The organism is Shinella yambaruensis (genome assembly GCF_050859155.1).
GTDB lineage: Bacteria > Pseudomonadota > Alphaproteobacteria > Rhizobiales > Rhizobiaceae > Shinella > Shinella yambaruensis.
Window position 1 is genome coordinate 152,089 of record NZ_CP150638.1, and the last position, 12,687, is coordinate 164,775.

Sequence of the window (12,687 nt, forward strand, 5' to 3'; positions counted from 1 at the left end):
GCTTCCGCAATGCGGGATGGCCCGGGGTGGTGGATCATGGATGCCTGCAGGAGAATTCACATCGGCATGTCGCTCGCCCCGACCTGGCTCAGCGGGGACGCCTGGCGCCGTGCCGACAGTGGCGTCGAAGGCATCCTCTCAAGCGATTATTATGTCGATGTCGCGCGGCGTTCGGAGGCCGCGCATCTCGATTTCGTGTTCCGCCCCGACACGCTGTTCCTGCCGCCGCACATGCTGGAAAGCGGCCCGGGCTTCACAAGCCTCGACCCGACGGTCCTGCTTGCCGCGCTGGCGCGGGAGACGACGCATGTCGGCCTGCTCTCGACCGTCTCCACGACCTTCCTTCCACCCTATATCGTGGCCCGGCAGATCCAGTCGCTGCATTGGCTGAGCAAGGGCCGGGCGGGCTGGAACATCGTCACGGCGCTCGATGGGAACGAGAATTTCGGCCTTGCGGAAATGCCCTCCGCCGAGGAGCGCTACGAGCGCGCGGCGGAATTCACCGAGGTCGTGCGCCGTCTCTGGCAGAGCTATCCGGCGGACGCGATAAAGGCCGATCGCGCGAGCGGGGTCTATGCCGATGCCGGGCGGGTCAGGCCGATCGAGCATGTCGGCAAGCACCTGAGCGTCAGGGGCCCCCTGACATTGCCGGATTTCGGCAAGGCGCGCATCCCGCTCATCCAGGCCGGCGCATCGGCGGCAGGGCGGAACTTCGCCGCGTCGGTCGCCGACGCCGTCTTCGCTTCGACCCCGGACAAGCAGGCGGCGATCGACCTGCGCCGCGACCTCCGCGGCAGGGCGGCGGGCCATGGCCGCAAGGCCGACGATATCCTGCTCATGCCTGGCCTCAGTCTTTATCTCGCCGATAGCCGCGCGGAGGCGCGCGACCTGTTCGCCGCGACGCATGCCCGCGCCGACCGCGCACGAACACTTGCCTCCATCCGCGCGATGACCGGCCTCGATCTCACCGATTGGCCCGACGACAGGAGGATCGCCGCAAAGGACCTGCCGCTCCCGCCGGAGGCGCCACGCAGCCGCACCCACAGCGAGCTTTTGCGCCGTGCGATCATTCAGGGCGAGCCTACGGTCGGCGAGCTTTTGCGCCTGCCGGAGGTCATGGCGTCCGCCCATTGGCAGATCGTCGGCACGGTCGAGGACGCGGTCGCCGAAATCCGGGACTGGACGGCCGATGGGGCGATAGACGGGTTCATCGCCGTGCCGGGCGGTTCCGTCACGTCGATGCGGATGGTCCTGGAAAAGCTTGTGCCGGCACTGGCCGGAGAGGGTCTGTTCAGGCAGCGCTACGAAGCCGGCACGTTCATTGGGCACCTGAAGGAAAGGTAGCTGCCAGTTCCATCGCCTGTGACTCCGGGCGGCGCAATCCGATCCGGGGCCTGGAGCATTTCCAGCCGATGCGAAATCGCTTCGGCGTCGGATAATGCGGCAAAAGCAAGAGTCTAGACGTGTTCCACCAGACTGCCGAGGATTGCGGCATCGTCCTCGATGGCTAGGGTTCCAGCGTCGCGCGCGGAGGATGCGCCCATGCCCGCCTGAAGCTCCTCGGAAAACTGCCGGGCGGCGTCGCGGACGTCGGCGGCGAGGTCGTCGTCGGATTCGGGATGGGACCGCTTCAGGATGCGCGCCAGGCTGCCGATGACGACGCCTTCGTCATTGAAGATCGGCGCCGCGATGGCGGCGAGGCCGGATTCGAAGGTGCCGACCGTGATGCAATGGCCGGCCTTCCGGATGGCGGTCATGCGCCGGCGGAAATCCGTCCAATTGTCGCCGAGGCCGGCTTCCGCGATGTCCGAACTGCTGCGCAGGAAGAGAGACTTCATCCGTGCCGATGGAAGATTGGCGAGGATCGCAAGCGAGGCGGCACCCTTGTACAGGGAGAAAGGCAGGCCGCGTGCTCTGAGGAGCCGGAGCGGCGCCTCGCCGGACGGGTCGCTGTTTTCCTGGCGCAGGCAGAGCACCCGGTCGCCCCACAAACCGCATAGGATCATGACGCTGTCCGGCACGGCGCGGGCGCGTTCCGGCATGATCCGGTTGCCGACGGAGGTCATCGGGTCGCTGATCTGGATCTTGCGTTCGAGTTCGACGATGCGCGGCCCGAGCGAATAGTTGCCGCGGCTCAGCTGAACGAGAAGGCCAGCATTACAAAGCACGCGCAGATAGCGATAGGTCGTGGACCGCGACAGGTCGAGCGTCTCTGCGATCTGCTCGGGCGAGACCGTCGGACTGCTTTCGTCCAGGAGATCGAGGATCTCAAACGCCCGGTCGATGCTGGTTTTTTCCCCTGCCACCTTTTCCATCGTCTGCAATGCCTTCCGCTGTTTGAAGGCACCATACAGAAAATAGAAAATATCGCAACATTCAGAACTTGATGTTTTTCCCAAATAATGGCACAAACTCCAAATCGGAAATGGGAGCCGATCGCTGAACGGAGGAAAACATGACCACCCGCAGAACCTTGATTCGCACTTTTGCCCGCCTCGGCCTTGCCGTATTGGCCAGTGGCGCGCTTGCCGGTGCTGCGCCCGTTATGGCTGCGGCCGCAGGCTTTCCCGATCGTCCGGTGACGATTGTCGTGCCCTTCCCGCCGGCCGGCCCGCCGGATCTCCTGGCCCGCGCCATCGGCGAACACCTTTCGAAGGCCTGGGGCCAGCCGGTGCTGGTCGAAAACAAGCCCGGGGCCAATGGGGTGGTCGCGACGCAGTTCGTCGCCAATGCGCAGGCGGACGGCTACACGATCCTCGTCGGCAGCGTCGCCACGCACGCCATGAACCGCGCCCTGCGGCCGGATCTGCCCTTCGACACGCTGACGGCGTTCGAGCCCGTCACCCAGCTCGGGTTCACCCCGATGCTCATAACCGCCCATCCTTCGACCGGCATCACGACGATTGCGCAGCTCGTCGAGAAGGCGAAGGCCGAGCCGGAATCCATCACCTATGCCTCGGTCGGGCAGGGCAGCGCGGCGCATCTGGCGGCCGAGCTTTTCCAGGCTGCGGCGGGCATCAGGCTGGTGCACGTGCCCTATGACGGAATCGCCCAGGCGAGCCTCGACCTGATTTCCGGCCAGGTCGATCTCGGCTTCTCGAATGTCGTCAACATGTTGCCCTATGTGAAGGACGGCAAGAGCAACGCTCTGGCCGTGACCGACACGACCCGCGCTGCCATCCTGCCGGATGTGCCGACGCTTGCCGAAGCCTATCCCGGCATCGACGTGCGCCTCTGGTGGGGGATTTTCACGCCGGCGGGAACGCCCTCCGACGTGGTCGACAAGCTGTCCGCGGAGATCAACGTTGCGCTGAAGGACAAGGTGCTGATCGACAAATGGGCTGAATCGGCGACGACGATCGTCGGCAGCACCCCGGCCGACTTCAAGGCTCTCGTCAATGCCGACGCCGAGAAATGGGGCAAGGTCATCAAGGATGCCAACATCGTCGCCCAATAGGCGACGAGCGGACTGGAGCGGTTCCAGCAGGGGTACGGAGCGGCTTTGCGTCCGCAATTGTGCCGAGACAAGGAGTTGGAAACGCTCCAAGCAAGAGGATATGCCCGTGAGTGCCAGTCTTTCGCTCGGCCTTGCCGAGTTTGTGAAGAATGCGGATATCGCCGATGCCGGCGAGGATGCCGTCGAACTTGCCAAGCGCGTCATCGTCGACACGGTCGCGGTGATCCTGTCGGGCGCCGGCAGCGAGGTCGCCGGACCCATGCTCGACTATGTTTCCCGCATGGGGCAGGGCGCCGTGCCGCTGATCGGAACGGATGCGTCCGCCAGCGCACCGGCAGCAGCGCTGGTCGGCGGCACGTTCGGCGCGGCGCTCGATTTCGACGATGTCCTGTCGATGATGCCGGGACATCCCGCCGCCGTCATCATGCCGGCGCTGATTGCCCAGTGCTACGATGCGCCGATCTCCGGCCGCGACTTCGTCGATGCCTATATCGTCGGCCTCGAAGTCGGCTCCAAGCTCTCGCAGGGCGTCGGCATCCGTCACTATCAGCGCGGCTATCACACGACCGGTACGATCGCGCTGTTCTGCGCTGTGGCGGCGCTCGCCCGTCGCTTCGATCTCACCGTGGACGAAACGCGCATGGCGATGAGTCTTGCCGCCTCGACGGCCTCCGGCATCCAGGCCAATTTCGGCACGATGACCAAGCCGCTGCATTCCGGCTGGGCGGCGCAATCGGCGGTCATCGCCGTTGACCTCGTCCGCGCGGGCTTCACCGCCTCGCTCTCGGCGCTGGAGGACAAGGGCGGTTATCTCTCGGCCTATGGCACGGAGGAGAGCGACGCCGGCAAGGTCCTGCCGCTTCTCGGCAACCCGTGGACGATCGTCTCGCCCGGCATCGCGCTGAAGAAGTTCCCGACCTGCTATGCGACGCACCGCGCCATCGATGGTGTGGCGGAAATCGAGCGCGAGGTCGGGCCGCTGCTCGGCCAGCTTGAAAAGCTGACCTGCCGCGTCGTTCCCGGAGCACTTCTGCCTTTGCGGTTCAACCGACCGAGGACCGGTCTCGAAGGCAAGTTCAGCATGCCCTATGGCCTCGCCGTCGCCATGCTCGACCGTCACCTGACCATCGCCTCCTTCGAGGACGCCGCCGTGCTGCGGCCGGAGATCTGGTCGCTCTACGACCGGATCGAGGTCGTCGAGGACGAGGCGTGCGGCGCGGAGGACCCGGACTACAACAGGAAGAGCGCCGGAACGCGCGGTTTTGTCGTCGTCGAGGCTCGGCTCACCGACGGTCGTACCGTCATGCGCCGGGTCGACACTGCGCCCGGCCATCCCAAGCGCCCGTTGAGCTGGGCGGATCTCAACACCAAATTCCTCGATTGCGCCAAAAGCTGCGGCGTGGACGCCGGCGTCGCGCAAGCAGCTTTCGAGGCGTTGAAGGACCTCGAAAAGGCCGCGGACGTGGCAGCGCTCCTGCGCCCGCTCGCGCCCTCGGCGAAACGACGCGCGGACGCCGCGCAATAGGACGATCAGGACGCTGGTCCAGGCCGGCGTCCGGGAGGAGAACCCATGAGGACCAGATTTTACGCCACGGCCGATGGCCAGGCAGGATTATTCTTTGCGCTGTTCGGGTTGTTCGTCGCCTGGCAGTCGCTGCGATATCCCCTCGGGCGCGGCGCCCAGATGGGGCCTGGCATGTTTCCCCTGGCGCTGGGCGTGCTTCTTGTCGTCGTCGGGCTGCTCGTGACGGCCAAGGCGATGCGGGCCGGGCATCCGGCCGCGCCGCCCTTCGAATGGCGGTCCGCCATCGTGGTCACGGCGGCCATTCTCGTGGCGGGAGCGCTGCTGCTGACGGCCGGCCTTTTCGTCGCCATTCCCGCGCTGGTGCTGATCTCGGCGCTCGCGGCGCGCAACAGCCGCCTTCCGGCCGTGCTCGTCTCCGCCGCCGCGCTGACCGTCATGGCCTGGCTGCTGTTCATCGTCGGGCTGGATCTGCGGATCCCTACTTTCTGGATGTGAACGATGGACCTTTTCACCAATCTCCTGGCGGGTTTTGCGACATCCCTTCAGCCGGCGAACCTTCTCTATTGCCTGGTCGGCGTTATCGTCGGCACGGCGATCGGCGTCCTGCCGGGCCTCGGCCCGCTGGCGACGATCTCCATGCTCCTGCCGCTCACCTATGCGCTGGATCCCGTGTCCGCGCTCATTATGCTGGCCGGCATCTACTACGGCGCGCAATATGGCGGCTCGACGACGGCGATCCTCGTCAACCTGCCGGGCGAGGCCTCCTCGGTCGTCACCGCCATCGACGGGCACAAGATGGCCAATGCCGGCCGCGCCGGCGCCGCGCTCGCCATCGCCGCGCTCGCCTCCGTCTTCGCCGGCACCGTCTCGACCTTCTTCGTCGCGGGCTTTTCGCCTGTCCTCGCGAATGTCGCCCTGTCCTTCGGTCCCGCGGAATATTTCTCGCTGATGGTCGTCGGTCTCGTGGCGGCGGTCATCCTGGCGCACGGCTCGCTGCTGAAGGCGGTTGGCATGGTGCTCGTCGGCCTCGTTCTGGGCAGCGTCGGCATCGACAATAACAGCGGCGCCTATCGCTTCACCTTCGGCTCGCTGGAGCTTTCGACCGGCATCGAGTTCGTTTCGGTCGCCATGGGCCTCTTCGCCTTCGCCGACATCATCGCCCATGTCGGCGAGAAGACCAGCAACACGCCGGTCCTTCACCGGATCACGCGGCTGTGGCCGTCGCGGGAGGATTTTCGCGATGCGACGCCGGCGGCGGCGCGCGGCACGCTGCTCGGCTCCGTCCTCGGCATTCTGCCGGGTGGCGGCGCGGCGCTCGCCTCCTTCTCCGCCTATACGCTGGAAAAGAAGGTTTCCCGGCACCCCGAGCGTTTCGGCAATGGCGCGGTCGAAGGCGTCGCCGGTCCGGAGGCCGCCAACAATGCGGCGGCGCAGACCTCCTTCATCCCCATGCTGACGCTCGGTATCCCCTCGAACGGCACCATGGCCCTGATGATGGGCGCCATGATGATCCACAACATCGCGCCCGGCCCGCAGGTCATCACCCAGCAGCCGGTGCTCTTCTGGGGCCTCATCACGTCGATGTTCGTCGGCAATGTCATGCTGGTGCTGCTCAACCTGCCGCTCGTCGGCATCTGGGTGAAGCTGATCTCGGTACCCTACCGCTATCTCTATCCGGCCATCCTCGTCTTCTGCGTCATCGGACTCTACAGCATCCAGAACCAGACGTTCGAGATCATGACTGCGGCGGTCTTCGGTTTCGTCGGCTACCTTTTCATGCGCATGAAATGCGAGCCGGCGCCGCTTTTGCTCGGCTTCATTCTCGGGCCTATGCTGGAATCGAACCTGAAGCGCGCCTTGCTTCTCGCCAAGGGCGATGCGACGACCTTCGTGACGCGGCCGGTCTCCGCAGTGCTGCTTCTGGTCGCCGCGCTGCTGTTGGCAACCGTCATCCTTCCCCAGTTCCGAAAGAAGCGCGAGGAGGTCTTCACGGAAGAAGCCTGAGCCGCCGGATGGCGATGCGCCGCCCGCCGGCGCGTCGCGGCCACCCCCGAAAATGCCTTTGTCCGCGCTGCGGACGGCGACCGGAGATTTCCTTCCGGCGCACGGATTCCCGCGTCCGAACGGACGCCCCTTGAAACGACATGCAAAGGAGCAGCAGAGAACGATGACGCAAATCGAATGTGTCGTGAAATCCGGGGACCAAGTCGGCGAAGTGCCGGTCTGGTGCGACCGCACCAATCTCCTCTGGTGGATGGACGTCCGCCGTCCGCGGGTCCAGTCCTTCGACCCGGCGACGGGCGAACACAAGGTCTACCTCACCGGCGGCCGCGCGCTCGGCAGCTATGCGCTGCGGGAAAGCGGCGGCATGATCCTGGCGCAGGACGACGGCCTCTATGCCTTCGACCCCGGTGGCGGCGAGCGCGAAAAGATCTTTCATCCCGAGGAGGATCTGCCGGACAACCGCCTGAACGACGGTCGGTGCGACCGCCGCGGCCGCTTCTGGCTCGGCAGCATGAACGACAAGGTCCGCCAGGACGACGGCAACTTCTGGCGCATCGGAACGGACTTCTCCGCCAAGAAATTCTTCGACGGGATCAACATCCCGAACGGCGTCTGCTTCAGCCCCGACGACAAGACGATGTATTTTGCCGATACGCCGAAGCGCATGATGTGGGCCTTCGATTTCGACATTGACGACGGCGTCATCTCGAACCGCCGCGTTTTCGCCGACCTGACGGCCAATCCCGGCCGCCCCGACGGCTCGACGGTGGACGCGGAGGGCTTCATCTGGAACTGCGAGTTCGCCGGCAAGCGCATCGTTCGCTACGCACCGGACGGTACGGTCGACCGCGTCGTCGAGATGCCCGTCACCAACATCACCTGCGCGGGCTTTGCCGGCCCCGGCCGCGACGTCCTTTACGTCACCACAGCCTGGCAGGGCCTCAGCGAAGAGCAGCGCGCGGCCGAGCCGGATGCCGGCGGGCTCTTCCGTCTCGATGTCGGCGTCAAGGGCCTGCCCGAGCCGCGGTTCCAGGGTTGACAGGAGAAAAGCGATGAAACTTCTCTATGGCGGGCTTTCGCCCTTCGTCCGCAAGGTCATGATCGTGGCGCACGAGAAGGGGTTGGCCGACAGGCTCGAACGCGTGCCCGCGCCGGTAAACCCGCTCCAGCCGCTCGACCTTGCCATCGCGGTCAATCCGCTGGGGAAGATCCCGGCGCTGACGCTCGACGACGGCACCGTCCTCTACGGCTCGACGGTCGTCGCCGAATATCTCGATGCCCTGGACGGCGCCCCCTGCTTCTTCCCGAGCGGTGCCGCGAGATGGGCGGCGCTGCGCCGCAACGCCCTTGGCGACGGTATCCTGGAGGCCGGCCAGCTTGTCCGCATCGAAGGGCTGCGCCCCGAAGAGAGGCGGTGGGACGACTGGAAGAAGGTGCAGCTTCTGAAGGTCATGAACGGACTGGATGCGGCGGAGAAGGAGGCGGCGGATCTCGCCACCGAGACGCTGACGATCGGCGAAGTGGCGCTTGTCTGTGCGCTCGGCTGGTTCGACGTCCGCCTGCCGGATGCGGCCGGCTGGCGCGAGGGCCGGCCGGCCCTTGCCGCCTGGTTCGAGACGGTGTCGAGGAAGGCGTCCGTCGCCGCGACCGCGCCCAGGGTGCCGGCATGAAGGCGGCCATCGAGCGGGCGATCGCCGCTGGCGTCGGCGTCGGGCAGATCAGCGATGCCATGGACGAGCTCGGCCTGCCGCAGAATGCCGGTGGCGGCTACCGTCTGCTCGGTGGTACAGGAGGCACCGCCTTCGGGCGGGCCTTCACAGTGAAGCAAGGCCTGGCCGAGCCCGGCCAGCCAGGCGTGGTGCGGCAGGGGGAGGCGGCGCTTTCCCTTGCCAGCCCCGGCGACATCCTCGTCATTGACGCCGACGGGAACACGGATATCGCGACCTGGGGCGAGGGGCATTCGTTGCGCGCACAGGCCAACGGATTGAACGGGATCGTGCTGCATGGCGCGACGCGCGATGCCGAAGCCCTGGCGGCGGGCTCCCTTCCCGTGCTGTGCCGCGGCACATCCCCGCTGCGAAGCAAGGGCCGGTTTCATTCGGTGTCGGTCGGCGCGCCCGTAACGGTGGCGGGAGTGCGCATAGCCCCTGGGGATATGGTTGCCGTCAGTCTTGATGGCCTCGTGTGTGTTCCCAGGGAGTTTGCCGACCGGGTCCTCGCCAAGGCCGAGGCCATCCAGGGCCTCGAAGAGGAACGCGACGCGATTTTGCGCCAGCAGCGTTCCTCGGCACGCCGCTGACCCGTAAATACCGGGAGCGGCTTCATCCGGAGCTCGCAGAATAAAAACGTTTATATTTCATCTTGAAAACGTTTATATTCCTTGTTACCACTTTCACCAAGGCTGGAGCATGTCCGCCTGCGGCAGGAAGATGCCGGGGATGGAGCCGTTGCCCGGTGAGGGGATTTGTCGAGGGCCTTCCGCATGGGGCGGGCACCGACGGTTGAGGAGGAAGAGATGAAAAAATTCGTTGCAACACTTGCACTTGCCGTCTTCGCGACAGGGGCCGTGCATGCGGCCGATCTCGGCGGCAAGCTTCTGAAGGTCGGCTCCGACACCACGTCGCCGCCGATGGAAAGCGTGGACCCGGCGAGCGGCCAGATCGTCGGCTTCGATGTCGACGTGGTCAATGCCATCTGCGCCAAGATCAACTGCCAGGCCGAATTCGTGACGACCGGCTGGGACGGCATCTTCGCCGCGCTCGACCAGGGCAGTTTCGACCTCGTGGCCTCGGGCGTCTCGATCACCGACGAGCGCAAGAAGGCGATGGATTTCTCCGATCCCTATATCGTCAACAGCCAGGCGGTGCTGACGCGCGCCGAGGACCAGGGCATCACGCTGGAGACATTCAAGGCCGAAGGCCGGAAGCTCTCCGCCCAGGCCAATACGACGGACGCCCAGGTTGCCGAAGGCGTCGTCGGCAAGGAGAACGTCATCGCCTATGACAGCTTCAGCGCCGCCATCATCGCGCTGAAGAACAAGGATGTCGATGGCGTCGTGATCAACGGCGCCAATGCCGCCGCCTATGAACGGGAATTTGCCGGCGAACTCGTCGCCTCCATCAAGGACCTCGAATCCGATCCGCTCGGCCTGGTCTTCCGCAAGGGCGACGAGAATGTCGCGGCCTTCAACGAGGGCCTGCAGGCGATCAAGGACGACGGCACGCTCGACCAGCTCATCGCCAAGTATTGGGGCCTCAAGTAAGAGGTTTTGCCGGAAGCACCGTGCGGGCGCTTCCGGCATGTCGTGATGCCGGAGGCCGAAATGTCGTTCGTCAGAAGCGTGAGGCCCAGCAATCTGGTGATCCTCGCCGCGTTGCCCTTCATCGTCTACCTGTTCGCCGCGTCGGCGGACTACCAGCGCTCGTTGCGCGCCATCCTGGGCGTGGAATTGGGTTCGGGCGCCTTCGTGCCGGGTTTCCTGCTGCTCGCGGCCGCCTTTTCCGCCGGTTTTGCGGTGCTCGTCCTGTCGCGCGGCAAGGTGGCGCGGCCGCGCCTCACGATGGCGGTGGGCCTTGCCGGGCTTCTGGCGACAGCCGCCATTCTCGCGGGTGATCTCGTCCATCCCTTCATCGCCTCGGTCGTCGCGAACGGTGTCGATCCCTTCAAGTCCGATCTCGTCGTCAAGGGCGCGACGCCCCGCCAGCTGACGGATGCGGCCGACCTCATGGTGCGCGGCGTGGAGGCCTGGCTCTGGCCGATCTATGCCGTGCTGCTCGTCGCGGGTCTCGGCCTCACCTTCGCCGGCAGCCGCGCGCCGGTTCCGGCGGAAAGCCGCCTGCGCCGGGCAGGCGCCTGGCTGCTCGGCCTCGTCAATGGCGCCGGTCTTGTCTTCGTCTTCCTCTTCGCCCACCTCGCCTTCGCCTCGGGCCTTGCCACGACCATCCGCGCGGCCATCGCCGCCTATATCCTCGCGGCCATGCTCGGTCTCGTCTGGGTGGGGCTCCTGAAGCTGCGCTATACGCGCCGGAGCCTCTATTTCTTCGCGGCGATGACACTCGCCTTTGCCGCGCTCTCCGCCTGGTTCCTGATGCAGCCGCGGGACAACTACGTGCTGGCCGGCACGCTGGAGGGCAGGGTGGGCATCATCACCGGCACCCCGTCGGGCCTCATCGGTGCCGTGCGCTTCGGCCAGTACGAGGGCGGCCCGACCACCGAGACGCCGGTGCGGACCTTCGTCACGCCCGAGCAGGCGATCGAGGCGATCAGTAGAAAAGAGGATGTCAGCGGCGCGTTGTTGCCTGCCGCGGCCGCACCCGCCGACTGGCCGCGCCTCTGGCAGGTCGAGGCGCTGAACGATCGCGACCGCGCCGCCGGCATCACCTTCGCCGTCATCGCCATCGTGGCGGGCCTCTTGACCTTCGGCGGTTTCCTGCACCGCCGCCATCCGCTGTCCATCGGCTCGGAATTCATCGTCGATACGATCCGCGGCATTCCGATGCTCGTCATCGTGCTCTATGTCGGCCTGCCGCTTTCCGGTGCCTTGAAGGATGCGACGGCCGGCGTCTTCGATCCGCCGAACCTGATCCGCGGCATCGTCGCCATGGCCATCGCCTATTCCGCCTATCTTGCGGAGATCTTCCGCTCGGGCATCAACGCCATCCCGGCCGGGCAGATCGAGGCGGCGGGCAGCCTCGGCCTCAACCGATGGCAGACGGCGCGGCTCGTCATCCTGCCGCAGGCCTTCCGCATCGTCATCCCGCCGCTCGGCAACGAGCTGATCGCCATCCTGAAGGACACTTCGCTGCTGTCGATCCTGTCGATCCGCGACATCACCCAGCGCATGCGGGAGTTCCAGTCGGCGAGCTTCCTGCCGTTCGCGCCCTATAACTCGGCGGCGATCCTCTACATCCTGCTGACGCTGGCGGCGGCAAGCCTCATCAGCCTCATCGAGAAGAAATATGACACCAAGCACCGCTGACACAGGAACGGTGCTTGTCACCGGTGCCGGGCGGGGCCTCGGCCGGGCGCTGGCCGATCTCTATGCGGCAGCCGGCTTCCGCGTCATCGCCTGCACGCGGCAGGGGACAGGCGATGCCCCACCGCTCGATGTGTCGGACGCGGCCTCGATCGCCGCGCTCGGGGATCATCTGGCGGGCGTGCCGATCGATATCGTCATCAACAATGCCGCGATCCGCGGCGATACCGGCGGCCTTGCCTCGCTGGAAACGCATGGTTTTCTGGAGGTCATGCGCATCAACGTGCTCGCCCCGCTGCTCGTCGCCCGGGCGCTCAGGCCCAATCTCCTCGCCGGCAGGCGCCGGGTGATCGCCAATATCGGCAGCCGTGCCGGCTCGCTTGCGGAAGGCACGATCGACGACGAGGACGGCGACTATGCCTATCGCTGCTCCAAGGCGGCGCTGAACATGGCGACGGTCAAGCTGGCGCAGGATTTCCGGTCCGACGGCATCGCCGTCCTCTCGCTGCATCCCGGCTGGGTGAAGACGGATATGGGCGGCACGGAGGCGGCGGTCGAGGTGGCAGAAAGCGCCCTCGGGCTGAAGCGGCTTATCGACGACGCGAGGATGGCAGAGACCGGAAGCTTCAGGGCCTATGACGGCCGGACGGTGCTCTGGTAGCCGCCCGGCCCGGCGGAATTTTGAACGGTGATATAAACGTTTATATTGCAATCGTGACGAAAGCG

Annotated in this window: 12 protein-coding genes; 11 read left to right on the plus strand and 1 reads right to left on the minus strand. The window is 65.9% G+C overall.

Features of this window, described 5'->3' with window-relative positions; genetic code table 11:
- Positions 1–36 precede the first annotated feature (36 nt).
- Positions 37–1,344, plus strand: coding sequence for an NtaA/DmoA family FMN-dependent monooxygenase (locus WMC41_RS00795; RefSeq protein ID WP_432346704.1), 1,308 nt, complete (start codon positions 37–39; stop codon positions 1,342–1,344).
- 113 nt (positions 1,345–1,457) lie between these two features.
- Here the strand turns inward: WMC41_RS00795 and WMC41_RS00800 are convergent, their stop codons facing one another.
- Positions 1,458–2,306, minus strand: coding sequence for an IclR family transcriptional regulator (locus WMC41_RS00800; RefSeq protein WP_244767352.1), 849 nt, complete (start codon positions 2,304–2,306; stop codon positions 1,458–1,460).
- Positions 2,307–2,455: 149 nt separating this feature from the next.
- On the opposite strand from WMC41_RS00800, the gene WMC41_RS00805 reads away from it, so the two are divergent.
- The 10 genes from WMC41_RS00805 to WMC41_RS00850 all read left to right on the plus strand — a co-directional run bounded on the left by WMC41_RS00805 (position 2,456) and on the right by WMC41_RS00850 (position 12,622).
- Positions 2,456–3,457: a Bug family tripartite tricarboxylate transporter substrate binding protein gene (locus tag WMC41_RS00805; protein ID WP_432346707.1), complete on the plus strand. Its 1,002-nt coding sequence runs from the start codon at positions 2,456–2,458 to the stop codon at positions 3,455–3,457.
- A gap of 106 nt (positions 3,458–3,563) precedes the next feature.
- Entirely contained in the window at positions 3,564–4,982 is a 1,419-nt protein-coding gene (locus WMC41_RS00810; RefSeq protein WP_432346709.1) for an MmgE/PrpD family protein, read from the plus strand.
- 45 nt (positions 4,983–5,027) lie between these two features.
- Positions 5,028–5,477 carry a tripartite tricarboxylate transporter TctB family protein gene (locus WMC41_RS00815; RefSeq protein WP_244767355.1) on the plus strand — a complete coding sequence of 150 codons (450 nt, stop codon included), beginning with the start codon at positions 5,028–5,030 and terminating at the stop codon, positions 5,475–5,477.
- 3 nt (positions 5,478–5,480) lie between these two features.
- Positions 5,481–6,986 (plus strand): tripartite tricarboxylate transporter permease, encoded by a 1,506-nt coding sequence (locus WMC41_RS00820; protein ID WP_272804286.1) that lies wholly within the window; start codon positions 5,481–5,483, stop codon positions 6,984–6,986.
- A 163-nt stretch (positions 6,987–7,149) separates the two neighbouring features.
- Positions 7,150–8,025 (plus strand): SMP-30/gluconolactonase/LRE family protein, encoded by an 876-nt coding sequence (locus WMC41_RS00825; protein WP_432346711.1) that lies wholly within the window; start codon positions 7,150–7,152, stop codon positions 8,023–8,025.
- Positions 8,026–8,038: 13 nt separating this feature from the next.
- A complete protein-coding gene (locus tag WMC41_RS00830; RefSeq protein WP_432346713.1) occupies positions 8,039–8,656 on the plus strand; it encodes a glutathione S-transferase N-terminal domain-containing protein in 618 nt (205 codons plus the stop codon).
- Positions 8,653–9,285: an RraA family protein gene (locus WMC41_RS00835; protein WP_432346715.1), complete on the plus strand. Its 633-nt coding sequence runs from the start codon at positions 8,653–8,655 to the stop codon at positions 9,283–9,285. Before WMC41_RS00830 ends, WMC41_RS00835 begins: the two co-directional genes overlap by 4 nt.
- A 216-nt stretch (positions 9,286–9,501) precedes the next feature.
- The gene (locus WMC41_RS00840; protein WP_244767360.1) at positions 9,502–10,248 is read left to right on the plus strand and encodes a transporter substrate-binding domain-containing protein; all 747 of its coding nucleotides are present in this window, start codon (positions 9,502–9,504) and stop codon (positions 10,246–10,248) included.
- A gap of 60 nt (positions 10,249–10,308) precedes the next feature.
- Positions 10,309–11,964: an ABC transporter permease subunit gene (locus WMC41_RS00845; RefSeq protein ID WP_432346717.1), complete on the plus strand. Its 1,656-nt coding sequence runs from the start codon at positions 10,309–10,311 to the stop codon at positions 11,962–11,964.
- A 10-nt stretch (positions 11,965–11,974) separates the two neighbouring features.
- The gene (locus WMC41_RS00850) at positions 11,975–12,622 is read left to right on the plus strand and encodes an SDR family oxidoreductase (protein WP_432348411.1); all 648 of its coding nucleotides are present in this window, start codon (positions 11,975–11,977) and stop codon (positions 12,620–12,622) included.
- Positions 12,623–12,687: the final 65 nt, after the last annotated feature.

Excerpts from the sequence above, each read along its gene's own strand:
- WMC41_RS00795 (WP_432346704.1), top strand. The coding sequence starts at position 37 with ATGGATGCCTGCAGGAGAATTCACATCGGCATGTCGCTCGCCCCGACC.
- WMC41_RS00805 (WP_432346707.1), top strand. The coding sequence starts at position 2,456 with ATGACCACCCGCAGAACCTTGATTCGCACTTTTGCCCGCCTCGGCCTT.
- WMC41_RS00835 (WP_432346715.1), top strand. The coding sequence starts at position 8,653 with ATGAAGGCGGCCATCGAGCGGGCGATCGCCGCTGGCGTCGGCGTCGGG.
- WMC41_RS00830 (WP_432346713.1), top strand. The coding sequence starts at position 8,039 with ATGAAACTTCTCTATGGCGGGCTTTCGCCCTTCGTCCGCAAGGTCATG.
- WMC41_RS00815 (WP_244767355.1), top strand. The coding sequence starts at position 5,028 with ATGAGGACCAGATTTTACGCCACGGCCGATGGCCAGGCAGGATTATTC.
- WMC41_RS00825 (WP_432346711.1), top strand. The coding sequence starts at position 7,150 with ATGACGCAAATCGAATGTGTCGTGAAATCCGGGGACCAAGTCGGCGAA.
- WMC41_RS00840 (WP_244767360.1), top strand. The coding sequence starts at position 9,502 with ATGAAAAAATTCGTTGCAACACTTGCACTTGCCGTCTTCGCGACAGGG.
- WMC41_RS00845 (WP_432346717.1), top strand. The coding sequence starts at position 10,309 with ATGTCGTTCGTCAGAAGCGTGAGGCCCAGCAATCTGGTGATCCTCGCC.
- WMC41_RS00820 (WP_272804286.1), top strand. The coding sequence starts at position 5,481 with ATGGACCTTTTCACCAATCTCCTGGCGGGTTTTGCGACATCCCTTCAG.